Origin of the sequence: Silvimonas sp., assembly GCF_031291215.1 — a bacterium.
GTDB classification, from domain to species: Bacteria; Pseudomonadota; Gammaproteobacteria; order Burkholderiales; family Chitinibacteraceae; genus Silvimonas; species Silvimonas soli.
In genome coordinates this window covers 76,687-99,447 of record NZ_JARLJK010000122.1, presented here as the reverse complement: position 1 = coordinate 99,447, position 22,761 = coordinate 76,687, and the positions used below count along the sequence as shown (strand labels likewise).

21 protein-coding genes are annotated in these 22,761 nt (G+C 58.3%); 9 read left to right on the top strand and 12 right to left on the bottom strand.

The annotated features are described in order from the left end of the window. Window positions 1-171 precede the first annotated feature (171 nt). The 9 genes from P4L78_RS13170 (at window position 172) to P4L78_RS13130 (ending at window position 12,815) form a co-directional block, all read left to right on the top strand. On the top strand, window positions 172-633 hold the full coding sequence (locus P4L78_RS13170; protein ID WP_309328472.1) for a hypothetical protein: 462 nt from the start codon (window positions 172-174) through the stop codon (window positions 631-633). A 174-nt stretch (window positions 634-807) separates the two neighbouring features. Further along, window positions 808-2,028, top strand: a complete 1,221-nt coding sequence (gene sbcD / locus P4L78_RS13165; RefSeq protein WP_309328471.1) for an exonuclease subunit SbcD — start codon at window positions 808-810, stop codon at window positions 2,026-2,028. Next, entirely contained in the window at window positions 2,025-5,447 is a 3,423-nt protein-coding gene (locus tag P4L78_RS13160; protein ID WP_309328470.1) for an AAA family ATPase, read from the top strand. Before sbcD ends, P4L78_RS13160 begins: the two co-directional genes overlap by 4 nt. 414 nt (window positions 5,448-5,861) lie before the next feature. Further along, a complete protein-coding gene (gene hemP / locus P4L78_RS13155) occupies window positions 5,862-6,002 on the top strand; it encodes a hemin uptake protein HemP (protein ID WP_283149913.1) in 141 nt (46 codons plus the stop codon). Between the two features lie 336 nt (window positions 6,003-6,338). After that, window positions 6,339-8,633: a TonB-dependent hemoglobin/transferrin/lactoferrin family receptor gene (locus P4L78_RS13150; RefSeq protein WP_309328469.1), complete on the top strand. Its 2,295-nt coding sequence runs from the start codon at window positions 6,339-6,341 to the stop codon at window positions 8,631-8,633. Window positions 8,634-8,797: 164 nt separating this feature from the next. Then, window positions 8,798-9,853, top strand: a complete 1,056-nt coding sequence (locus P4L78_RS13145; RefSeq protein ID WP_309328468.1) for a ChuX/HutX family heme-like substrate-binding protein — start codon at window positions 8,798-8,800, stop codon at window positions 9,851-9,853. A 249-nt stretch (window positions 9,854-10,102) separates the two neighbouring features. Further along, window positions 10,103-10,942, top strand: a complete 840-nt coding sequence (locus P4L78_RS13140; RefSeq protein ID WP_283149916.1) for a hemin ABC transporter substrate-binding protein — start codon at window positions 10,103-10,105, stop codon at window positions 10,940-10,942. 23 nt (window positions 10,943-10,965) lie between these two features. After that, a complete protein-coding gene (locus P4L78_RS13135; protein WP_283149917.1) occupies window positions 10,966-12,000 on the top strand; it encodes an iron ABC transporter permease in 1,035 nt (344 codons plus the stop codon). Continuing rightward, window positions 12,000-12,815 (top strand): heme ABC transporter ATP-binding protein, encoded by an 816-nt coding sequence (locus P4L78_RS13130; RefSeq protein WP_309328467.1) that lies wholly within the window; start codon window positions 12,000-12,002, stop codon window positions 12,813-12,815. Before P4L78_RS13135 ends, P4L78_RS13130 begins: the two co-directional genes overlap by 1 nt. A 366-nt stretch (window positions 12,816-13,181) precedes the next feature. On the opposite strand, the gene P4L78_RS13125 is transcribed toward P4L78_RS13130, so the two are convergent. The 12 genes from P4L78_RS13125 to glyA all read right to left on the bottom strand — a co-directional run bounded on the left by P4L78_RS13125 (window position 13,182) and on the right by glyA (window position 22,379). Continuing rightward, complete coding sequence (locus P4L78_RS13125) at window positions 13,182-13,520, bottom strand: hypothetical protein (protein ID WP_309328466.1); 339 nt, start codon at window positions 13,518-13,520, stop codon at window positions 13,182-13,184. Between the two features lie 278 nt (window positions 13,521-13,798). Beyond that, the gene (locus tag P4L78_RS13120) at window positions 13,799-14,395 is read right to left on the bottom strand and encodes a hypothetical protein (RefSeq protein WP_309328465.1); all 597 of its coding nucleotides are present in this window, start codon (window positions 14,393-14,395) and stop codon (window positions 13,799-13,801) included. 455 nt (window positions 14,396-14,850) lie between these two features. Then, window positions 14,851-15,354 carry a phosphatidylglycerophosphatase A gene (locus P4L78_RS13115; protein WP_309328464.1) on the bottom strand — a complete coding sequence of 168 codons (504 nt, stop codon included), beginning with the start codon at window positions 15,352-15,354 and terminating at the stop codon, window positions 14,851-14,853. 84 nt (window positions 15,355-15,438) lie between these two features. Further along, window positions 15,439-16,413 carry a thiamine-phosphate kinase gene (thiL, locus tag P4L78_RS13110; RefSeq protein WP_309328463.1) on the bottom strand — a complete coding sequence of 325 codons (975 nt, stop codon included), beginning with the start codon at window positions 16,411-16,413 and terminating at the stop codon, window positions 15,439-15,441. A 15-nt stretch (window positions 16,414-16,428) separates the two neighbouring features. Beyond that, window positions 16,429-16,920 carry a transcription antitermination factor NusB gene (gene nusB, locus P4L78_RS13105; RefSeq protein ID WP_283149925.1) on the bottom strand — a complete coding sequence of 164 codons (492 nt, stop codon included), beginning with the start codon at window positions 16,918-16,920 and terminating at the stop codon, window positions 16,429-16,431. Continuing rightward, complete coding sequence (ribH, locus tag P4L78_RS13100) at window positions 16,917-17,390, bottom strand: 6,7-dimethyl-8-ribityllumazine synthase (protein ID WP_283149926.1); 474 nt, start codon at window positions 17,388-17,390, stop codon at window positions 16,917-16,919. The genes nusB and ribH overlap by 4 nt, the downstream gene beginning before the upstream one ends. Before the next feature lie 21 nt (window positions 17,391-17,411). Continuing rightward, window positions 17,412-18,521, bottom strand: coding sequence for a bifunctional 3,4-dihydroxy-2-butanone-4-phosphate synthase/GTP cyclohydrolase II (gene ribBA / locus P4L78_RS13095; protein ID WP_283149927.1), 1,110 nt, complete (start codon window positions 18,519-18,521; stop codon window positions 17,412-17,414). After that, window positions 18,522-19,133, bottom strand: coding sequence for a riboflavin synthase (locus P4L78_RS13090; protein WP_283149928.1), 612 nt, complete (start codon window positions 19,131-19,133; stop codon window positions 18,522-18,524). Continuing rightward, the gene (locus tag P4L78_RS13085; RefSeq protein WP_283149929.1) at window positions 19,134-19,313 is read right to left on the bottom strand and encodes a zinc-ribbon domain-containing protein; all 180 of its coding nucleotides are present in this window, start codon (window positions 19,311-19,313) and stop codon (window positions 19,134-19,136) included. A gap of 4 nt (window positions 19,314-19,317) precedes the next feature. Continuing rightward, window positions 19,318-20,430, bottom strand: a complete 1,113-nt coding sequence (ribD, locus tag P4L78_RS13080; RefSeq protein ID WP_283149930.1) for a bifunctional diaminohydroxyphosphoribosylaminopyrimidine deaminase/5-amino-6-(5-phosphoribosylamino)uracil reductase RibD — start codon at window positions 20,428-20,430, stop codon at window positions 19,318-19,320. Then, window positions 20,427-20,897, bottom strand: coding sequence for a transcriptional regulator NrdR (gene nrdR, locus P4L78_RS13075; protein ID WP_283149931.1), 471 nt, complete (start codon window positions 20,895-20,897; stop codon window positions 20,427-20,429). The genes ribD and nrdR overlap by 4 nt, the downstream gene beginning before the upstream one ends. 234 nt (window positions 20,898-21,131) lie before the next feature. Beyond that, window positions 21,132-22,379 (bottom strand): serine hydroxymethyltransferase, encoded by a 1,248-nt coding sequence (glyA, locus tag P4L78_RS13070; protein WP_309328462.1) that lies wholly within the window; start codon window positions 22,377-22,379, stop codon window positions 21,132-21,134. Window positions 22,380-22,761 lie beyond the last annotated feature (382 nt).

Genomic DNA, 22,761 nt, shown 5'->3' with positions numbered 1-22,761 from the left:
GCAAACCCGTTCTGGCGCTGCTACGCTGGAGCAGCACCGGCCGATATTGAGCAGGCTATTGCGATGCTATTGCTGAATCCGAATCATCAAAACCAGACCGCAGACCAGACCATCTTTCACACCCGAAACGATGAGTCACCTGTCACTTCGCTCACCCATGAGGACACGGCTATGGCCCAAAATAATTGGTTTGAATCTTTTAATTTGCCCGCTGGCACCAGCAAACCCCGATCCAAATGGCGCGCCGCTGCCTTTGCCGCAGCACTGGCCGGGTATGCGCTAATGCTGGCTGGGTGCGCCACGGTTAGCGCGACCAGCACCCAATACGTTGGCGCGCCGCACCCGGCCCCGAGCGATCCGGCCAAGGTAGAAATCTTGCGGGCCGAACCGACGCACCCATTTGACCGGCTGGGCGAAATCAGCGTGGATGCCTCGGTCGAGCCATCGCCACCTATCGCGGATATCGAAGCCAAAGTACGTTCAGAAAGCGCCAAGCTCGGCGCTGATGCAGTGGTAATCGTGCTGGATCGGGTTGTGCCCACCGGCGTGTATGTATCCGGCCCGTGGTGGGGGCGCAATGTGGATACCATTACCGGCCGCAAACTGATTGGCGTGGCGATCAAGTACAAGTAATTCTCGCCAGCCCGCAAAACCGCCCGGATATTTGTTATTCGGGCGGTTTGTCATTCAAAGGCACATCGGCGACCGCCTCAACCTGCGCGGCTCACGTAGAATCAACGCTGGTCAAAGCTGCAGCGCCCAACCACTCAGCCACGCCCTCTTCCCCAACCAGCACAAAAGCAATCGATGCGGATTCTGCATACCTCCGACTGGCATCTCGGCCAGCATTTCATGGGTAAAACCCGCCAGGCTGAGCACCAGCAATTCATGAGCTGGCTGATCGAACAAATCACGCTACAGAGTGTGGATGTGGTGATCATTGCCGGGGACGTATTCGACACCGGCGCACCACCCAGCTACGCCCGCGAGTTGTACAGCAGCTTTATCGTGGCCATGCATGACACTGGCGCCATACTGGTCGTCCTGGGCGGTAATCATGATTCGGTGGCGACGTTGGGCGAGAGCAAAGCCTTGCTGGCGCGTTTGGGTACGCGGGTTATCCCGGCAGTGAGTGAAGACGCCGCTGACCAGGTGTTGGTGCTGTCGCAACGTGACGGCCAGCCGGGTGCGGTGCTCTGTGCGATTCCGTTCATTCGCCCACGCGATGTCATGCACAGCGTGGCCGGGCAAAGCGCGCAAGACAAACAACTGAGTCTGCAAGAAGCCATCCATCAGCATTACCAGGCTTGTTACGCCGCAGCAGTGGCAAAGCGTGATGAATTGGGCGGACAGTTGCCGATCATCGCAACCGGCCACCTCACCACCGTGGGCGCCAGCGCCAGCGAATCGGTGCGGGAGATTTACGTCGGTGCGCTAGAAGCCTTCCCCACCAATGCCTTCCCGCCCGCCGATTACATTGCCCTAGGGCATATTCATCGTCCGCAAAAAGTGGGGGGTCTGGAACACATCCGTTATAGCGGCTCGCCGATTCCGCTAAGTTTTGATGAAGCCACTCAAACCAAAGAAGTACTGCTGGTTGATCTGAACGCCAACGGATTGCAAAGCGTGACACCACTGCCCGTGCCCTGCTTTCAGGCAATGGCCACAGCACGCGGCACATTGGCCGATTTGACCAGCGCTTTGGCCAAAGCGGCCGTGGGTGGCACTGCCGATACCCCGGCATGGGTTGAAGTGGTCATTACCGCCGATGATTACTTGAGCGATCTGCAAAGCCGTATCGAACAAATCATTGTCGGTTTGCCGGTAGAGATATTGCGCATTCGCCGCGAGCGCGCTAACGCCGCCGCGCACCTGCAAGGCAGCGCCAGCGAAACCCTGGATGAACTGAGCCCGGATGAAGTCTTTGGCCAGCGGCTGGCCGCAGAAATGCTGGAAGAACTACTGCAAACGCAGTTACAGCAGCGCTATCGCCAGATCGTTAGCGCCTTGCAGGAGGATCAACCATGAAAATCCTCACGCTGCGTTTGAAGAATCTCAATTCGCTTAAGGGCGAATGGACTATCGATTTCACCGCCGAACCGTTTCGCGACAACGGTTTGTTTGCCATTACCGGACCAACCGGTGCGGGCAAGACCACGCTGCTGGATGCCATCTGTCTGGCGCTGTATCACCAGACGCCGCGCATGGACACCATCTCCGCCAAAACCAACGAGGTAATGACGCGCCACACGGCGGAATGTCTGGCTGAGGTGGAGTTCGAAGTAAAAGGCCAGCGTTATCGGGCGTTCTGGAGCCAGCGGCGCTCGCGCGACAAGATTGACGGCGCGCTGCAGGCGCCGGTGGTGGAACTCGCCGATGCCAATGGCCTGATCCTGACCAACAAGATCAACGACAAACTCAAGCTGACCGAAACGCTCACCGGACTGGATTTCAGCCGCTTTACCAAATCCATGTTGCTGGCTCAGGGCAGTTTTGCCGCGTTTCTGGAAGCCAGCGCCAATGAGCGCGCGGCGTTGCTGGAACAACTCACTGGCACCGAAATCTATGGCCGGATTTCCCAGCGTGTGTTCGAACAAACCCGCGACGCCAAAACGGCGCTCGACCAGCTCAAAGCGCGCGCAGAAGGCGTGGAGTTATTCAGCGATGAAAAACGCGTAGAACTGACGGAAGAAGCCGCCGCGTTAGCGATCCAGGAACCCGCCCTCGCCGCCCGCCAGACTGAACTGCAAACTCAAAGGCAATGGCGCGACAGCCTGACCACGGCCACCCAACAGCAAACGCGCGCGCACTTTGCCCAGCAACAGGCTGAAGAAGCGCTGTTGGAAGCGCGTCCGCAACTGGCCCGGCTGGCGGCGAGCGAACCGGCGTCGCGCCTGCGCCCCATGTATCTGGCCTGCCAAAATGCCGGGCACACGCTTGCCGCATCGCAACGGACACTGGTCGAAACCCAAACCCACCAGCAGCAAATCACGGCGCAGATTCACCAATATATATGGCAGGCCACGCAGTTATCCGCGCAGATTGCCGCAGCTGCCTTGGCTGAACAAGCCCGCCTTGGCCAGCAGCAACAGCAAGTGAACGCCGAACTGAGCGCGCGCCCGCAGCAAGCGCAATTGGGAGAACGGCTGGCAGTCTGGCGTGAACAACTGGCCGCACGCCAGCAAGCTGACAATGAAATCGCGAGCTTGCTGGCGAAGCAACAGCAGTATCAAAACGCACTGACCGCATTCAAGGCAGATCAGGCGACGTTGGCGACGCAACTGGCCGCTGAACAAAGCCAACTCGCGGCGATACAAGCGACTGAAACCGAATACCAGGCCCAGATCAGCAATCTACTGGGCGGAAAAACCGAAGCCCGGTTACGCCAGGATTGGCAGCAATTGCATGCGCGGCACGGCGCGCTGACGCAACTGGCGCAAGTGGCGCAAAGCCGCCAGAAACTGGTCGACGAAACCCGCCAACTCAACAGCGATATCGCCCGCCAGCAATTACTGGTCGCCGACAAAACCGGCCAGCGCGATGCCTTGCGGGGGCGGTTCAAGGATATCAATCAGCAAGTCGTCGACAAGCAAAAATTGCTGGAGCAAGAGCAACGCATTCAGGATCTGGCCGGATTGCGTCAGCAGTTGCAGCCTGGTGAAGCCTGCCCGCTGTGCGGAGCGCATGAGCATCCGGCAGTGGCGCATTACCAGGTGCTGGACGTCTCTGACACGCGCCGCGCGCTGGAAGAAAAACGGGCCGAACTCGAACAAGTGCGCGATCAAGGCAACAAGCTGAATGATGAACTCGCCACGCTCGGTGCGCAGATCGAACAGTGGCTACTGCGTCTGCAAGTGTTGGGCACAGAACAAGAACAGCTCGATCAGCAATGGCAACAACTGGCACAGCAAATTGGCCAGGATTTGACCGATGCCAGCGCAGTAACCCAACAATTGGCCTTGATCGGTCAGCAACGCGACGCCGCGCAGCAGCAACTGACGCAGCTGGATGCCAGCAACGCCCAACTCGGGCAAATCCGCCAAAGCCGCGAGCGCATTGCCAGTGCGGCGCAGACGCTCACCGATCAACTGACCGCGCTGCAGCAACGCCAGCAAAACGGCGAAACCCAATTGCAGGCGTTGGTTGAACAGCTGCAAACACGCCAGATTCAACAGCAAGCGGCGCAAGCCAGCCTTAACCAGCAAATCAGCGAATTGGGTTATCCGCTGCCCACGGTCATTGCCGACTGGATGCAACAGCGCGAGCAAGAATGGCTGCACTGGCAACAACTGCAAGCCACTTCGCAACAACTGGATCGCGCCAGTCTGACGCAGCAATCTGCCACTCAGCACGCGCAAGAACAGGCGCAAACCTGGCAGCAACGTTGGGCCGCCTTGGCGTTGCCAGAACCCGCCGCGATTGAGCGCGCTGATAACCCGGGTGCAGCACTGGCCAATCTGGCCAGTCAGCTGGATATCACCCAGCAAACGGCCAGCGCACTGGATGGCAAAGTGCAAACACTCGCTGAACAAATCTCCAGTCAAACCAGCCAGCTGGAACACGCCAGCCAGGAATGGCAACAAACACTGACGCAAAGCCCGTTTGCTGATGAAGCCGCATGGCAAGCCGCCTTGCTGGACGATGCGCAGCAAACCCAATTGCAAACGCTCAAACAAAGCCTGGAGAAAATCCTGACCGAGACCACCGCACTGCATAACGCAGCAGCTCAAACTCTCGCACAGTTACAAGCCACACCGCTCACTGCGCTGGACGCCACGCAACTGGAAACACAGTGGCAAACCCTGCAAGTCGAGATCAAAACGCTGACCCAGCGCCAAGGCGAAATCCGCGCCCAGTTACAAGGTGACGAAACCCGTCGCCACAGCCAGCAAACGTTGTTTGCCGAAATCATCGCGCTGCAGGGCGATTACGATGTCTGGCAGCATCTGAACGGTTTGATCGGTTCGGCCGATGGCGCCAAATATCGCCGCTTTGCACAAGGTCTGACGCTGGATCATCTGGTGCATCTGGCCAATCGCCAACTGGAGCGCTTGCATGGCCGCTATCAGCTGCTGCGCAAACGCAGCGGCGAGCTGGAAATGGAAATTGTCGATACCTGGCAAGGCGACGTCACCCGCGACACCCGCACACTCTCCGGCGGCGAGAGTTTTCTGGTCAGCCTGGCGCTGGCCTTAGCCTTATCCGATCTGGTCAGCCACAAGACCTCGATTGATTCGCTGTTTCTGGACGAAGGCTTCGGCACGCTGGACGGCGAAACGCTGGATATCGCCCTGGATGCGCTGGACAGTCTGAATGCCACTGGCAAGATGATTGGCGTAATCAGCCACGTGGAGGCGCTGAAAGAACGGATACCGGTGCAGATTCGCATTGGCAAAGGGCATGGGGTTGGGTTTTCAGCGATTGAGACTGGGTCTTTTGGGCGGTGATTTGGGGCTTGGGTTCAAAAGTCAGAATGGCTTCGAATTAGAAAAGCCCTCCTTGTTAGTGAAGATTTATCACGTGAACCAGACTTAGACGCTTGCGTGGCTTGTAGCCTGCTGAAGCGATGCAGAGTCCGGGGTGGCGATACCTCCGCTTTTCAGGCGATCAGAGTTCATCTGCCCGCCCTTGCCCACCGGTATTCCGCCCCTCATTTCTGTTTTCTTTGTAGGTGTCTTCAGGCGTTATCTTGAGCCATGTAACCCGCATGAATGCTCAATCCACGTCCTTGCCTGAGTCAATCAGTCCGCGCTTAGCACAAACAAAGTGCCGCCATTTTGATTTACACCCATTGCTAATGATAATAATTCTCGTTTATATTTATCGGCATGGACAGACGCCAACGCCCGCTTTCACCCTCAATGCCCACCGCCGTCGCACAACCGCCGGTGGTCGATAGCCGCAAGTTGCTGCAGACCGGGCAAGCGGTGGTGATCGAGCATAACGGCGTGCGTTACACCTTGCGTGAAACCCGCCAAGGCAAGCTGATCCTGACCAAGTAAGGCCAATCTCTGAGAGCAACACCGTGTGCAAAAGATGTCGACCGGGGCGTTATCAAACCGTGCTACATGGCTTGCAAGCGACTGTTTTTCAATGAGATTGCAATAAGATACAAACAATAAGAAGCTGCGCACCCGCCGCAGGACGCAACACCTAAAAAAATCAAAATAACCGCGCATGCCAGCCGGTTCCGCGCCGCACACTTTTCATCTTTGAAAAAAGATTGAAAGTGGCCGCCGGGCAGCCAGCCGCGCAGGGCTTTGTCAGCCGCAAGTACACACATCCGCATTAGCCGGATTGCCTGCGTGCGACCTCGCCCTCCCGCTCAAGGAACCGGCATGACCCGCACCAAGCAAACGCTTGCGCTGAGCCTGATGGCCTGCGCTCTGCATTCCGCCTTTGCCGCTGACATCGTCGCGGCACAAAATAGACAACCCGCTGACGCCGTCACGGCACAAAATAGACAACCCGCTGATGCCGGTACTCCGGCGCAAAATGTGCAACTCGCTAAAGCACAGACCAGCACCCACGGCGACACCAGTTTGTCGCCCGTCGTTGTCACCGCCACCCGCACTGAAAAAACCATTGATGAACTGCCACCGTCGGTAACCTCCACTGACCGCGACACCCTGGATGACAACTTCATCCGTGACTTCACCGATCTGGGCGATCGCGCCGAGCCAGGCGTCACCATTACCCGTCAGCCACGTTACGGCGGCACCAATGTGAATATCCGCGGGCTGGAAGGCAACCGCATTCTGATGATGGTGGATGGCATTCGTTTGCCGGACACCTTCAGCTTCTCTGGCCGCGATACCTTCATTGGCCAGGACATGGTGGACTTTGGTTCGCTGGCGGCGATTGATATCGTGCGTGGGCCGGGTTCCACGCTATATGGCTCGTCCGCTTTGGGCGGGATTGTCGGCTTGCGCACGCTGGATCCATCCGATTTGCTCAAGGGTGGCAAGCAGTTCGGTGGCCGCATTGATGCCGATTACGACAGCGCCGACAGCAGCTACGGCGCTCGCGCCAGTCTGGCCGGAGAGGCCGCGCCTGGCACCTTCTGGTTGATGCAAGGCGGCGGTCGCAAAGGCCACGAACTGGACAATATGGGAACGCGCGGCGGCAACGGCGCCAATCGCACCGAGCCTGATCCACAAGATACCGACAGCAGGAATGTGCTGGGCAAGTTGCAGCATTACTTTGATGGCGGCCACAAGCTGGGTCTGACCGGTGAGTACCGCAGCACCACCACTGACACCAATATGCTGAGTGACATCTCCAGCTCCATTAAATCCAGCCGGGCGGTGGATGAGCAAACCCGCAAGCGCGTTTCGCTGGATTACGACTACACCGCACCAACCGCTGGCCAGTGGATCGACTCCGCCACCGCACGGGTTTACTGGCAAAACCTGGATAGCGACCAGCGCCGCTACCAGGTGCGCACCACCGCCGCCGACTACCAGCGCGACGGGCAATACACCCAATCCATGAAAGGCGCCAACGGCCAGGTCGTGAAGAATATTGATGGCGCCATTACCCAGCAGTGGGTGGTGGGCGGCGAATGGTGGCAAAGCCGCACCGAAGAATTTGCGGCAGGTAAACCGGCCTCTTCGACCATCAACGTACGCACGGTGCCCGTCACCAATATCACGCAATGGGGTTTGTTTACGCAGGATGAAATCGGCTTTGATGGCGGCCGTTTTTCTCTGACGCCAGGCCTGCGTTATGACAGCTATCGGCAAGACCCGGAAATCGACTCCGTACTGGCTGCGCAGATTGCTGCTGGCGCGGGTATTGCGCCCAAGGATCAAAGCGATTCCAAGCTATCCCCCAAGTTGCTGGCCACGTACAAAGCCACCGAACAGGTCACGCTGTTTGGCCAGTACGCCCAAGGCTTTCGCGCGCCGAGCGTAGTTGAAGTGAACGGCCAGTTCACCAATGGCGGCATCGGTTACACGCTGGTCGCCAACCCGAACCTGAAACCGGAAACCAGCGAAGGCGTGGAATTTGGCGCGCGCTTTGGCACCGACAAGCTGGGTGGCTCAGCGACGGTTTACGACAACCGCTACAAGAACTTCATCGAACAAGTGACGCTGCAACAAGGCGACGCCGGTTGGGTTCCTGGCTACCCGGCAGGCGTGTTCCAGAACATCAACATCGGTAAAGCCCGCATTTACGGTACCGAAGTCACCGGCCACTGGCAGTTCTTGCCGAACTGGCACAGCAATGCCTCGCTGGCCTACGCCGTGGGCACCAACGAAACCGATAACACCTGGCTTGATTCCGTAGCGCCGCTCAAAACCGTGATCGGCGTCGGTTATGCCCGCGAACAATGGGGTCTGGATGGCGTATTTACGGCAGCCAGCGCCAAACGCCATGTATCCACCGACACCTTGTTCCAGCCACCGGGCTACGGCGTGGTGGACTTCACCGGCTGGTATTCACCACTGAAAGACCTGCGTTTGTCTGCTGGCGTATTCAACTTGCTGGACCACAAATACTGGAACAGCCAGGACCGGCAAACCAGTGCCGGCGGCCCTGGCGGCATGTTGCAAGCCAATAATGCAGCCATTGATCGCTACAGCCAACCAGGTCGCAGCTTCCGGGTTTCGGCCAACTATTTGTTCTAGGCGTTGCAAGCAGCACACCGTTTTGCTGGCCTGACCCGGTTCGAGCCAGCACACCATGAAGCACAGCAATCGGGGCAACAGCCCTTTCCCACCCAGCTTCGCAGGCCTTTCAGGCTGGCGCAGTTGGGTGGCTTTTTCATCTTTTAACGACAAGGCAGGACACGATGACTGCAGCCAATTTCTCCTCCTTCGCCGACTTTGCGGCAGATCTGCAAACCCGCCACTCAGAATTGCTGGCGGCAGAACCCAAACTGCGTATCCGCGACCGTGCCACACGCCTGAACAGCAGCGAAGCCGCACTGGTCGCCGCCGACTGTGGGGTGCAATCGATTGAGCTTGCCGGCAAAGCACAGGACATCTTCCGTCAGCTCGGCACATTGGGCGAAGTGATGGCTTTGTCGCGCAATGACTGGTGCGTACACGAGCGTCATGGCCGCTACGAAGATATCCACGCCGATGGCCCGGTCGGCATGGTATTGGGGCCGGATATCGATCTGCGTTTGTTCTTCAATTTCTGGAAGCACGCTTATGCGGTGGCCGAAAACAGCCGCCAGAGCATTCAGTTCTTTGATGCCGAAGGCGTGGCGATCCACAAAGTGTTCCGCACCGAAGCCACCGATGCCGCCGCTTGGGAAACACTGATTAGTGCATTTGGCCAACTGGACAAACAGATTCCGCAATTTGAAAGCATTGCCGCCACTCAGGAAGCCGCACGCGCTGATGACCCCGTCGCCGTGCGTTCGGCCTGGCTGGCACTGGACGACACGCATGCATTCTTCCCGATGCTGCGCAAGTTCAAGCTCTCTCGCCTTGGCGCATTACACGCTGCCGGGCGCGATCTGGCCCAGCCGGTTGAGAAAGACGCGGTAGAAGTCATGCTGCAACGAGCGGCGGATAGCGGCTTGTCGATCATGTGTTTTGTGGGGAACCGGGGCATCGTGCAAATCCACTCCGGCCCGGTACACGAGCTGGTGCGCACCGGCCCTTGGTTTAACGTGCTGGACCCTAAATTCAATCTGCATTTGCTCACCGAAGCCATTGATTCGGCGTGGGTGGTCAACAAGCCAACGCGCGATGGCTGGGTGACCTCGCTGGAAATCTACAACGCTAGCGGCGAGTTGATTGTGCAGTTCTTTGGCGAACGCAAACCGGGTAAGCCAGAGCTGTCGCAATGGCGTGAGTTGCTGGTGGATTTGTGCAGCGAGCCGCTGGCGGCGTAACCGACCGCAATATGTAGCCCGGATGGAACATGCCACCAGGGGTACCCCCACAACGCCAGCGGATACCACAGATGTCGGTTGCAGCGGGGGAGTGACAATCCGGGAGCAATGCGCCTATTTCCAGCGGCATCGTTGGTTGACGCGTTACTCCCCCGGATTCCCGCTTGCGCTCCATCCGGGCTACGAGGCAACTGCCTGCGAACATGTGCAATCGCCTACGCACCCTTATTTTGAAGGTAATAAAAACCAATGAAAAAACTGTGCTGTGCCCTCCTCCTCAGCCTGACCACCTTGGTCGCGCAAGCGGCGTCAGCGCCGCAACGCGTGGTGAGTTTGGGCGGACCACTGACCGAGATTATCTACGCACTCAACGCCGGGGATCGTCTTGTCGGCGTGGATGCCTCCAGCCTGTATCCGGCGGCGGCGACCAAGTTGCCGCAAGTGGGCTATTACCGCGCCTTTTCGGTCGAGGGCGTTGCTGCACTGAATCCGGATCTGATCCTGGCCACCGACCAGGCTGGCCCACCCCAAGCCATCAGCCAGCTGCGCAGTCTGGGCAAGCGAGTGATTGTGCTACCCAGCGCACCCACGCTAGAAGCACTGGAACAACGCGTTCAGGGCGTTTCTGCCGCGCTGGGCTTGCGGGACGATGGCGGCAAAATGGTGGCGCAAATCCGCCAGCAAATTGCACAACTGGATATCAAACCTTCTGGCATCCGCACGCTGCTGGTGATGAACCGCACCGGCAAGCTGGAAGGCGCAGGCACCGATACCACGGCCGATGCCATGCTCAAACTGGCGGGCGCCCGTAATGTGCTCGCCAGTCAAAAAGGCTACAAGCCGCTTTCCGCCGAAGCCGCCATCGTGCTGGCGCCACAAGCCATCGTCACTACCACCATGTCACTCAATACTTCCGGTGGCCTGGATGCCTTCCTTGCTTTACCAGGCATTGCCGGTACGCCCGCCGCCAAAGCGCGCCGCGTGGTGGTGATTGATGATTTGTTGCTGCTGGGATTCGGCCCGCGCCTGGCTGAGGGTCTGGCCACATTAAAAACCGGTCTGACCGCGCCCGTCACAGCCAGCCGCTAGCTCGTCTCTTCAAGGCCAAGTTCATGAATTCTGCTTCTGCCGTGGCCAACACCCCGGCTCGCTTGCCCTCGCTGCATCGTTCACTCGCGGTGTTTGCCACGCTCACCGCCGTATTGGTAGTGCTGGTGCTGGTGTCGTCAGCCAATGGTGCGGTGCGTATCCCGTTCAGCGCCATGCCACATGTGCTGTTTGGCGATGTATTGACCGATGACGAAGTCCTCTGGCGCAATGTGCTGATGCAAGTGCGCCTGCCGCGCGTCTTGCTGGCCGTGGTAGCTGGTGCCGGGCTCACCATCACTGGTACCGCCATGCAGGCGCTGTTTCGCAATCCACTGGCAGAACCGGGCTTGATCGGCATCTCGTCCGGCGGCGCGCTGGGCGCGGTGGCAGCCATTGTACTGGGTGCGCCGGGCATGTTCTGGCTGGCACCGGCCGCGTTTATCGGCAGTTTGCTCTCCACCGCTGTGTGTTATCAGTTGGGCAGCCGCCAGCGCGGCATGGGTAGTTTGTTGCTGGCAGGAGTGGCAATCAACGTCATCTGCGGCAGCATGATCGGGCTGTTCACCTACATGGCCGACGATGCCCAACTGCGCAGTCTGACCTTCTGGAATATGGGCAGTCTGGCCGGTGCTACCTGGTCACAACTGGCGTTTCTGGCACCGTGGACACTCGGTTTGTCGCTGCTGTTGCTACGCGAATGGCGCGCTTTGAACGCCTTGCTGCTAGGTGAACGTGAGGCGCAGCATCTGGGCTTTGCGCTCAAATCTCTGCGCCGTAGATTGATTGTGCTGGTCGCGCTAATCGTCGGCCCACTGGTTGCTGCGACCGGCGTGATCGGCTTTGTCGGACTGGTGGTGCCGCATCTGGTGCGCTTGTCGCTGGGAGCAGATCACCGCTGGTTGCTGCCCAACACACTGGTGGCCGGAGCGATCGCTTTGTCGCTGGCGGACTGGCTGGCGCGGATTGCCGTCGTCCCGGCTGAATTGCCGATTGGCATTGTCACCAGTCTGGTCGGCGGGCCGTTCTTTTTGTGGATGCTGACCCGGAAAATGCGTTGATGTTGATTGCCGAAAATCTCAGCTGTGGCCGCCACGGCCAGGCCGTATTGAAAGACGTATCACTGCGGCTGGAGCCGGGCGAAGTACTGGGTGTGCTCGGTGCCAACGGTGCGGGTAAATCCACCTTGCTAGCGACTCTGGCTGGCGAATTGCCCCCTGTTTCCGGCAGTCTGACGCTACACGGTCAGCCTCTGGCGCAAATCAGCGCCGCCGACCAGGCACGCTGTCGCGCCGTATTGCCGCAATCGCCATCGCTGGCGTTTGAATTGGGCGTGCGTGCCGTGGTGGGCACCGGCGCCTATCCGTTTCCCGAGGTCTCTCCGCGCGAGCTGGATGCGCTGCTGGAACGCACGCTGGCACTAGCCGATGCCAGTGCGTTCATTGCGCGCCGCTATACCGCGCTATCTGGTGGCGAACAGCAACGAGTGCAATTTGCTCGCGTGCTAACTCAGGCGCTGGCCGCGCGCCAGTCGGGTGAATATCGCTTGTTGATGCTGGACGAACCCACCGCCAGCCTTGATCCGCGCCACCAATTGTTGTTGCTGGAAGCGGTCACCACGCTGGCGCGCGCCGAAGGTCTGGCGGTGCAGGTGATTTTGCATGACGTGAACCTGGCGGCGCAGTGGTGTGATCGCCTGTTATTGCTGGCCGACGGCCACGTCACCGCACTGGGCTCGCCCGCGCAGGTGCTCACTGCGACAAATCTGGAGGCGGTGTATCAGATCAACGCCACAATCGTTCCCCATCCGCTAGCGGCTGGGCGGCAGTTGGTGTGTTTTGGGGACGGCGGCGTAACCAGCATCAGCGTTAGTTAATTACTCTCCGACGGCGAAAAGCGGCCCTGATATCTCACCCGGGGCGAAGCTCTTTTGCGTGGCAAACCGATGTGGCAACAGGCCTTGTGATCAGGCGCGCAACAGCGGTGAAATGTCTTAATCCTGCAAACTAGCCAGACTAATGTTGTACCTGGATTACGGCATTAGCAGCAACCCGACCGCGGCTAAGTTGTTAGCACCCTTTACTGGTCAGATTGACACTGCCGCAATCAGCACAGCCGATGCCGAGTGCAAAAAACAAACCAGCCCAGCGTGTCCGGCCCTGGATGGCAAAAGCAGCTAGCTTATTCCCGGCCTTTGCCAGTTTGTTCAGTTGATTTGCGGGCGCGTTATCCCGGCTTTGCCTTACGGCCGGATCACCAACCGCGAACGATGTCGCTCTTTGATATCCGCAATGTCTTCCTGCATGCGCTTGAACGCTGCGACCGCTTTGTGTTCATCTTCGGTGAGACTGGTCAGGTCCAGATGCCTGACCAGCACCGCCAGCACATCGCCCATGCGGCCTAACTGCTTGCCGTAACTGGCTACGTCCTGCAGCACTTCTTGTTCAATCGCCGGGTTGGAAGACGTGCCCAGGTTCACATTGATCAGGCCGAACTGGCTGCCCATCAACGAGAAATATGCAGTCCATGGGTTGATCGTTTGGGTGACAGCCCCAGACAAAGGCAAGTTGACGGCGGGCATGGCGATTCTCCTGTTACGACGTGAGTGCGGGCTCCGGAATTGTTCCAACATAGCTGTTGCACTGGCCGTGCGGGCATGTCGATAACGATCCGGGCGGCAAACGGTGTTGCGGTGCGCCCTACGAGGTCTGGGGAGGAAATACTGGCTTTCATAAACAGCCAATAAACGCACGGTTTGAGCCAATGCAATAAGCATTAGCCAATATCAATCCTTGCCCAAGTACTGGTCATCTCTGATTGAATGCGCAATGCAGATTGCACTTTCTGCTGGATCAATGATCAAGGCTGCAAAGTACAGCCGGAATCTGTCAGCGTATCTTTAAGAATAAGCAGCGGTGCCAGCAAAAGCGCATTGGCGTGGGCAGAGCCACAGGATTGGCGCACCGCTTTCTTCATTTCCCTGGCCATAGCGGAAGATGGCGCAACGGGCGTTAAAGATAAATCCAGTTTTTGCGGCTCACTCGCCGCGCTGTGGCGCATATCGGCTTTAATCGAGCCTCTTAGCGATTCCATATCCAGCGCGGGTTTGGCCGAGGCATTGGCTGCGGGTTGGTCCGGGGTAATGGCGCGCTCTTGCGTATGCGCTGCTGATCTATCGCGTGGCGTATGAACTGGCGGCACAACAGTCGGTGAATGAACAGGCTTATGCGATGAAATGGCAACGGCCGGCTTGGCCGGTAAAGGCAGAGTCTTTAATGGTGGAGCATCGGGCGGCAGGATTTGCACCTCGGTGCCAGGAAAATTGTCTGGCGGGCGTACCGCGTGCCTTGGCGTAAGCAGCAATAGCCATATTCCCAAACCGTTTATGGCTACCGCAATAATAAAGCCACCAACCCGATTGCCGCGCGGTGGGTAAAACGTGATAGCGCTCGCCAACAATTCTCTCCGCCAATTAGCCTGGATGATCGCGGGCAAATCATAGAGCTTTCAGAAAAAGAAAGCATCAGAAATTAATTTTTTGAATTATGCCAGTGCTGCTTTTCATTTAACGAGAAATTCCCGCAACCAGCAAGTCATGCGCCAAATGACAACGGCACTATTTATTTGAAAGCCAACAAACCCGTGCCGCTGCCAAGCCTGACCAATCGGCCTTGTTACCAAACCGTGATTGCATATGAAACGACGCCTTACTATAAACCCGGTGCAATAGAACGCTGACAACTATCTCCCTGCCGGAGAGGCGTCATGCCCCGGTTTTTTTTTCGGCCGCATTTGCAAGATTGCGGCCTTGAGCCTTTGGCTGGCCGCCAATGCACAAGCCGATCCGGCTCGCTCTATGCGGGCTGGCCGGATGCTCCACCCGCTATATCTGGCCAGCTATTGAATGACGATCAGACAACCGATTTAAGATAAACGCCCAGCACCAACACAATCACCGCGTAAAGCGCGGCCAGTAAATCATCCAGCATAACGCCGAGGCCGCCGGGTACCTTGGCGTCAAACCAGCGGATGGGCCACGGTTTCCAGATATCGAACAGCCGGAATAACGCGAATGCGGCCAGCCACCAGAACAGGTTCACCGGCACTGCCAACAATACCAGCCACATCGCCACAATTTCATCGATCACAATCGCGCCGTGATCGTGCACGCCCAGATCATGGCCGGTTTTGTCGGCAGCCCACCAGCCGATCAGAAAAACCACGCCAGTCAGACTCAAAATGACAATGGGCGGCCACAGCCAGACCATCAATGCAAACAGCGGGATCGCCGCCAGCGAGCCAAAGGTACCCGGCGCCTTTGGAGCAACGCCGCTGCCAAAGCCCAGAGCAATGAAATGCGCCGGATGGCTCATCAGAAAACGTACGTCAGGGGGTACCAAACCTGTTTTTGCCATAGTGGCTCGTCTTTTCCGCTGTGAAATCTGAAGACATCAATTCAATTGAAAGCAGCCGCGCGACGCGACAAGTCGCCGCGCCGTTCAGGCCGCAGCGCTGAAGTGGTCAAACCCGCCGCTATTGAGCGCCATTTCCTGGCCTTGATCGTTCAACACCCGCACCAGCGCACCGGATCGGGCCGCCAGCATTGATCCAACACGAGTCAATGGCAAAGCCAGTTCAGCGGCCAGCGCGGCCAGTGCTGCACGTTGCGTTACCGGGGCGCAGAAACATAATTCGTAATCGTCGCCGCCGGTAAGCGCCAGATGCAAACGGGTTTCAGCATCAAGCTGAGCCAGCGCTGGATGCACCGGTACCTGACTCGCCACAAGGTCGGCGCTTAAGCCCGAGCGCTCGCAGATATGTTTGAGATCGCCTGCCAGTCCGTCCGAGATATCCAGACACGCGCCGGCAATTCCACGCAGTGCCCGGCCCAGTTCGACTCGCGGCATCGGCATTTCCAGCCGGTCCTGGCATGCTTGTAGCGCCGCAGCGGGTAACGCCAGCCCTTGTACGCGCACGGCAACCGCGGCGGCCGCCGCACCCAATGCGCCCGACACCCAGACGTCATCCCCAGCGAGCGCGGCACAGCGAGTCAGCGCGGTGCCCTGCTCCAGCTCGCCCGCGATCTGGATGCTGATGGTGAGCGGGCCACGGGTGGTGTCACCGCCGACCAGCTCCACGCCATGCTCCTGCGCCAACTCGAACATGCCACTGCTGAAGGCATCCAGCCATTGCGGATCAGCCTGCGGCAAAGCCAACGCCAGAGTAAACCAGCGCGGCGTGGCGCCCATTGCCGCCATGTCCGACAGATTCACTGCGAGCGATTTGTAGCCCAGCCGCGCCGGATCGACATCCGCAAAGAAATGCCGCCCGGACACCAGCATGTCCACTGAAATGGCCTGCTGAAACCCCTCACGAGGCGTCAGCAATGCAGCATCGTCGCCGATGCCCAGATCAGCGACGGCCGGTTGCGAAGCTTTGTGAAAATAGCGGGAGATGAGATCGAATTCGTTCACTGCGTACCGGCAAACTTAACGCTGGCGCTTGGCACGAATGGCTTCTACTTCGACCGGGCGCACCTGGGCGGCCAGCTTGTCGAGCACACCGTTCACGAACTTGTGACCGTCGGTGCCACCAAACGTCTTGGCCAGCTCGATGGCTTCGTTGATGATTACCGGATACGGGGTTTCCGGCATGTTGATGATCTCTTGCGCACCGACATACAAAATGGCGCGTTCGACCGGGCTGACTTCTTCAAAGTCGCGGTCCACATGTGGCTTGAGCGCTTCAGTCAGCGATGGATTACCACCGATGGCACCAGCCAGAATAGTCCGGAACAGTGTTTCGTCGGCCTTGGCAAAGTACGGGCTACTTTCTTTCAGAAAGCGCTCGATAGCGGACACGGATTCGCGAGTCAGTTGCCACTGATACAAGCCTTGCATGGCAAATTCGCGGGCGCGGCGGCGGGCCGATTTGGCCGGCTTTTTCGGCGCATCCGCGCCCGGTTGGTTGACTTCGCTCATGCTTTCAGTGCCTTTTGCAGGTTGGCCATCTCGACCGCAACGCGAGCCGCATCACGGCCCTTTTCGTCGACGCGGACTTCGGCTTGTTCATCGGTTTCGGTAGTCAAAATGGCATTGGCAATCGGGATACCCGCATCCAGACCCACGCGAGTCACGCCCGCGCCAGATTCGTTGGACACCAGTTCAAAGTGGTAAGTCTCGCCACGAATCACCGCACCCAGCGCCACCAGCGCATCGTAACGGCCGGATTTGGCCAGCGTTTGCAGCACCAGCGGCGCTTCCAGCGCGCCCGGTACGGTGGTCAGCAGCAGGTCTTGTTCACGCACACCCAGCGCTTTCAGTTCGGACAAACACGCGTCACGCAGGCCTTCGCAAACCGGCGTGTTGAAACGTGCCATCACCAGGGCGATGCGCAGACCTTCACCATTCAGGTTAGGCCCGATAAAGGGAATCGATTGACTGATCGACATTTTGATAAATCCTTGATTAAGTTATTTTTCTTCGCAACGCGGCAGCTCGAAACCAGTAATTTCGAGACCAAAGCCGGTCATACTCGGAATCTTGCGCTCAGGGGACAACAAACGCATCTTGCCCACCCCTAGCGACTTCAACATTTGGGCGCCGATACCATAGGTACGCAAATCCCATTTGCGCGGGCTTTCCAGCTTCAGTTCAGGCAAAGCACGCGCCAGCAGATCGTCACCATCTTCAGTCCGGTGCAGCAAAATCATTACGCCGCTATCGGCCTTGGCGATGGCATCCAGTGATTCGCGTACATTCCATGAGTGTGCCGAGTGCGACAAATCCAGCCAGTCGATCAGCGATGCGGGTTCATGCACGCGCACCAGCGTTTCTACATCCGGCTTGGGCTCGCCCTTGATCAACGCCAGGTGCGTGGTGGCAGTGAGTTTGTCGCGGAACACCGCCAGATCAAAATCACCCGCAAACGTTTCGACCGTGCGGCGACCTTTGCATTCGATTAGCGTTTCGGTCTGACTGCGGTAGTGGATCAGATCGGCAATGGTGCCGATCTTGATGTCGTGCTCGGCAGCGAACTCCAGCAACTCTGGCAAACGGGCCATGGTGCCGTCATCGTTCATGATTTCGCAGATCACGGAGGCCGGGGACAAACCACCCAGCATCGCCAGATCAGAACCTGCCTCGGTGTGCCCTGCCCGCACCAGCACGCCGCCGGGTTGGGCCAGCAGCGGGAACACGTGGCCCGGCGAAACCAGATCGCCCGGCTTGGCATCAAACGCCACCGCTTTACGGATGGTCAGCGCGCGGTCATGCGCCGAGATACCAGTGCTGACGCCTTCAGCTGCCTCAATCGACACGGTGAAATTGGTGCCGTGGCTGGAACCGTTGTTGTTCACCATCAACGGCAACGCCAGTTGCTCGCAGCGCTCGGCCGACAGCGTCAGGCAGATCAAGCCGCGGCCATACTTGGCCATGAAATTGATGGCTTCCGGCGTGACATAATCAGCCGCCAGTACCAGATCGCCTTCGTTTTCGCGGTCTTCTTCATCAACCAGAATGACCATTTTGCCAAGGCGGATGTCGGCGATGATGTCTTTGATTGGAGAGATGCTGGCGCCCATTTACGCTTGCTCCAGCGACATCATGCGTTCGACGTAACGAGCGATCAGATCGATTTCCAGATTGACTTTGGCTCCCGCCGACAACGCGCCGAGCGTCGTGACCGACAGCGTGTGCGGAATCAGGTTGATGGAGAACTGGCAGCCGCCCTCGACATCACTCACGTAGTTGGTCGTCAACGACACGCCGTTCACCACGACCGAGCCTTTGGCGGCCAGGTATTTGGCCAGCGCTTTTGGTGCCCGCACCACAAGTTCACGGTTTTCACCCACTGGCTCAAAGCTGACCACGTCACCCACGCCATCCACATGGCCGGACACCAGATGGCCACCCAGTCGGTCGGACAAGCGCATGGCTTTTTCCAGATTGACCTTGCCGCCTTCGTTGGCCAAACCCACGGTGACACCCAACGACTCGTTCGATACATCAATACGATAACGGCCACCTTCGGCAATCTCGATCACCGTCATGCATGCGCCGTTGTGCGAAATGCTGTCGCCCAGAGCGACGTCGGACAGGCCCAACTCAGGAGCCGCAACAGTCAGCGTCAGACCGCCTTCAAACGGAGTGATTTTTTCAATCGTGCCAATGGCTTGAACAATACCGGTAAACATTCAGTGGCTTTCCTTGCTTTGAGCATCGAACAACGCCGCATTCGCTTCGCGCACACGCGTTTTGGACTTGAGTTCATTGCAGCTGTTGCAGAAATAGTCGCGCGCGCCACAGGCGATCAGTACTTCCAGTGGCTTGCCGCAATCCGGGCATAAAGGTGTGGTGGTTTGGCTGTCGGTCATCTCACTACTCCTGCGTGACAAATAGAGCCGAATCAGTGAATCGCAAGTCCCAGCGTAAATCATCCCCGACCATACGCCGCTCCCGAACCACTGGCGTTTGCTTGTCTGCCAGGTCTGGTAAATCCAGCCAGGCTGCGCCGCGTGCCGGGTCGCCGATCAATACCGGTGCTTGATACAGCACGATCTCATCGACCAATGCCGCGCGCAGCAACGCGCCATTCAATTGTGCCCCGGCTTCGGCGGTGACTTCATTGCAACCATGTCGACCCAGTTCGGCCAGCAAGGCAGCCAGATCAACTCGGCCATCATCGCCCGGGCACACCAGCAACTCGGCCCCAGCGGCGATCAGTTCGGCATGTTTGCGTTCTTCAGCATAAGCCGTGGCAATCAACACGCCGGGGGTTTGCAACATTTTCGCGTTGGGCGGCATGCGTAACAGGCTATCGACCACGACGCGCAGTGGCTGGCGGCCAATATCGAAATCCCGCACGGTCAGTTGCGCATCGTCCGCCAGCACCGTGCCAATACCGGTCAGCATGGCGCTAGAGCGGGCACGCAATTTTTGTACGTCAGCGCGCGCGGCCGGGCCGGTAATCCATTGGGATTGGCCATTCTGCAACGCAGTGCGGCCATCCAGCGACGTCGCGATCTTCAAACGCAACCAAGGTCGACCCCGAATCATGCGGCTGAGAAAACCACGGTGATGCTCGGCAGCCTCTTTGGCCAGCAGGCCATGACTGGCTTCGACGCCAGCGGCGCGCAAACGCGCCAGACCTTGCCCAGCCACCAGCGGATTCGGGTCGCGCAACGCCACCACCGCTCGCACCACACCCGCCGCAATCAAGGCATCGGCGCACGGCGGTGTGCGGCCATGGTGGCTGCAGGGTTCCAGCGTGACATAAGCCGTAGCACCACGCGCCAGTTCACCCGCCATGCGCATTGCCGTAACTTCGGCATGTGCCTGGCCGGTCGGCTGACTGTGCCCCTCGCCCACCACCACGCCATCACGCACCAGTACACAACCCACGCTTGGGTTGGGCGGCGTGATATCACGGCCACGCGCAGCCAGCGTTAATGCTTGCTGCATGTACTGGTGATCGGCGGCGGACCAGCTCACTGCGGCTGCGCCTTGTTGTCTTTACTGACTTCGCGGATGACATCGCGGAAATCATCCAGATCAGAGAACGAGCGATAAACCGAGGCAAAGCGGATGTACGCGACTTTGTCCAGCTTGGCGAGTTCGCTCATCACCATCTCGCCAATCTGACGGGACATGATTTCGCGCTCACCCACGGTGAGCACTTTTTGAATGATGCGGCTGATGGCTTCATCGACCAGATGCGTTGGCACCGGGCGTTTGTGCAAGGCGCGATGAAAGCTGGTGCGGATTTTTTCGCGGTCAAACTCGGCGCGCTGGCCGTTCTGCTTAACCACTTGCGGCATGCGTACTTCTGCCGTTTCAAAGGTCGTGAACCGTTTGTCGCAGACACTGCAGCGGCGACGACGGCGTACCAGATCGCCTTCGTCTGAAACCCGGCTATCTACCACCTGGGTATCGGGGGAACCACAAAATGGACACTTCACGCGAAGCCTCCGATAAAGATCAGGCCCGTTGGGGCGAAAATTGAACGGTCATGCGGACCGGTCAGACAAAGAGCAAAAAATAGCACAGGGTGGGAGCTTAGCCCCACCCTGTTTCACTGATTCACCCCAAAACCGGTCTGGCTGTGTTACCCCGCCTGGCCGTACTCAAATCGTACTGTCTGCGGCGGGATGTCTTGCCAGAACCAGTTTGTGAGCGAATCGAATCGCGAGTAATTACGCGCCGTAAACCGGGAACTGCGCAGTCAGGGCTTTCACCTTTTCTGCGATGGCGGCCAGGTTGGCTTCATCGTTCGGGTTGTCCAGCACGTCGGCGATCAAGTGTGCAACCTGAATGGCTTCAGCTTCTTTGAAACCACGCGTGGTGATCGCCGGGCTGCCGATACGGATACCGGAAGTCACAAACGGGCTTTCCGGATCGTTCGGGATGGCGTTCTTGTTGACGGTAATGTGTGCTTTACCCAAGAACGCATCCGCCGCCTTTCCGGTCAGGCCTTTAGGGCGCAGATCAACCAGGAACACGTGCGATTCGGTACGGCCAGAGATGATACGCAGACCGCGTTCTGCCAGGGTCTTCGCCATGGCTTGTGCGTTCTTTATCACTTGCGCCTGGTATTCCTTGAAGTCGGGTTGCAGTGCTTCTTTGAACGCCACGGCCTTGCCGGCGATCACGTGCATTAGCGGGCCGCCTTGCAATGTCGGGAAGACGTTGGAATTCAATACTTTCTCGAACTCAGCCTTGGCCAGGATCAGACCACCACGCGGACCACGCAGGGTCTTGTGGGTGGTGGAGGTCACGAAGTCAGCGTGCGGCACCGGGTTCGGGTAAACACCCGCAGCCACCAGACCGGCGTAGTGAGCCATGTCGACCATGAAATACGCGCCAACCTTCTTGGCGATCTCGGCCATACGGGCCCAGTCAAAACGCAGTGCGTAAGCCGAAGCACCGCCGATGATCAGCTTGGGTTTGGCTTCAATGGCGATGCGTTCCATTTCGTCGTAATCGATCTCTTCTTTTTCATTGAGACCGTAAGGCACGATGTTGAACAGTTTGCCCGACAAGTTAGCCGGCGAGCCGTGAGTCAAATGGCCGCCATGACCCAGGTTCATACCCATAACGGTATCGCCCGGCTTCAGCACGGCAAAGTACACCGCCTGGTTGGCTTGCGAACCGGAGTGCGGTTGCACGTTGGCGTACTCAGCACCAAACAGTTCTTTTGCGCGATCAATGGCCAGTTGCTCGACCACGTCCACATATTCGCAACCACCGTAGAAACGCTTGCCGGGATAACCCTCAGCGTACTTGTTGGTGAGCTGGGAGCCTTGGGCTTCCATCACCGCTGGGCTGGTGTAGTTTTCGGAAGCAATCAGCTCGATATGTTCGTGTTGGCGGACGACTTCGCCAGCGATGGCGGTTGCGAGTGCGGGGTCGTACTGGGCAATGGTCAGGGATCGGGAGAACATCGTGACAAGTCCAGGTGGGTCAGAAGAATCCGCGATTTTATCATGGATCAAGCAATTTCTTGCTGGTGACAGACAGTTTTTGCGTGCGGTTTACGCATGGGGTGATGAAGCGGGTTCATGGATATGAATGGCGAATTGCCTCCGCCCCTGCAGCCCTCAAGCTTTTGTAGCCCGGATGAAGCCGCAGGCGAGAATCCGGGGGCGGGGGTTGCAATACACAAAGGTGTTAGTGCCTTCGGCACGGTTTTAAAGGCATTCGATACCCGGTGGTGACCGGGAGCACGTTTCTTTTCTTTGCGTCGCCAAAGAAAAGAAACCAAAAGTCCCGCAGAGCGGGATAGCAAAAGGCGACCCCGCTGCCGCAAGGGGGCCCGAAGTCAAA

Bases quoted from the DNA above. Each gene is read 5' to 3' on its own strand.
- P4L78_RS13170 (WP_309328472.1), top strand. From the start codon at position 172: ATGGCCCAAAATAATTGGTTTGAATCTTTTAATTTGCCCGCTGGCACC.
- sbcD (WP_309328471.1), top strand. From the start codon at position 808: ATGCGGATTCTGCATACCTCCGACTGGCATCTCGGCCAGCATTTCATG.
- P4L78_RS13160 (WP_309328470.1), top strand. From the start codon at position 2,025: ATGAAAATCCTCACGCTGCGTTTGAAGAATCTCAATTCGCTTAAGGGC.
- hemP (WP_283149913.1), top strand. From the start codon at position 5,862: ATGCCCACCGCCGTCGCACAACCGCCGGTGGTCGATAGCCGCAAGTTG.
- P4L78_RS13150 (WP_309328469.1), top strand. From the start codon at position 6,339: ATGACCCGCACCAAGCAAACGCTTGCGCTGAGCCTGATGGCCTGCGCT.
- P4L78_RS13145 (WP_309328468.1), top strand. From the start codon at position 8,798: ATGACTGCAGCCAATTTCTCCTCCTTCGCCGACTTTGCGGCAGATCTG.
- P4L78_RS13140 (WP_283149916.1), top strand. From the start codon at position 10,103: ATGAAAAAACTGTGCTGTGCCCTCCTCCTCAGCCTGACCACCTTGGTC.
- P4L78_RS13135 (WP_283149917.1), top strand. From the start codon at position 10,966: ATGAATTCTGCTTCTGCCGTGGCCAACACCCCGGCTCGCTTGCCCTCG.
- P4L78_RS13130 (WP_309328467.1), top strand. From the start codon at position 12,000: ATGTTGATTGCCGAAAATCTCAGCTGTGGCCGCCACGGCCAGGCCGTA.
- P4L78_RS13125 (WP_309328466.1), bottom strand. From the start codon at position 13,520: ATGCCCGCCGTCAACTTGCCTTTGTCTGGGGCTGTCACCCAAACGATC.
- P4L78_RS13115 (WP_309328464.1), bottom strand. From the start codon at position 15,354: ATGGCAAAAACAGGTTTGGTACCCCCTGACGTACGTTTTCTGATGAGC.
- nusB (WP_283149925.1), bottom strand. From the start codon at position 16,920: ATGAGCGAAGTCAACCAACCGGGCGCGGATGCGCCGAAAAAGCCGGCC.
- ribH (WP_283149926.1), bottom strand. From the start codon at position 17,390: ATGTCGATCAGTCAATCGATTCCCTTTATCGGGCCTAACCTGAATGGT.
- ribBA (WP_283149927.1), bottom strand. From the start codon at position 18,521: ATGGGCGCCAGCATCTCTCCAATCAAAGACATCATCGCCGACATCCGC.
- P4L78_RS13090 (WP_283149928.1), bottom strand. From the start codon at position 19,133: ATGTTTACCGGTATTGTTCAAGCCATTGGCACGATTGAAAAAATCACT.
- P4L78_RS13085 (WP_283149929.1), bottom strand. From the start codon at position 19,313: ATGACCGACAGCCAAACCACCACACCTTTATGCCCGGATTGCGGCAAG.
- glyA (WP_309328462.1), bottom strand. From the start codon at position 22,379: ATGTTCTCCCGATCCCTGACCATTGCCCAGTACGACCCCGCACTCGCA.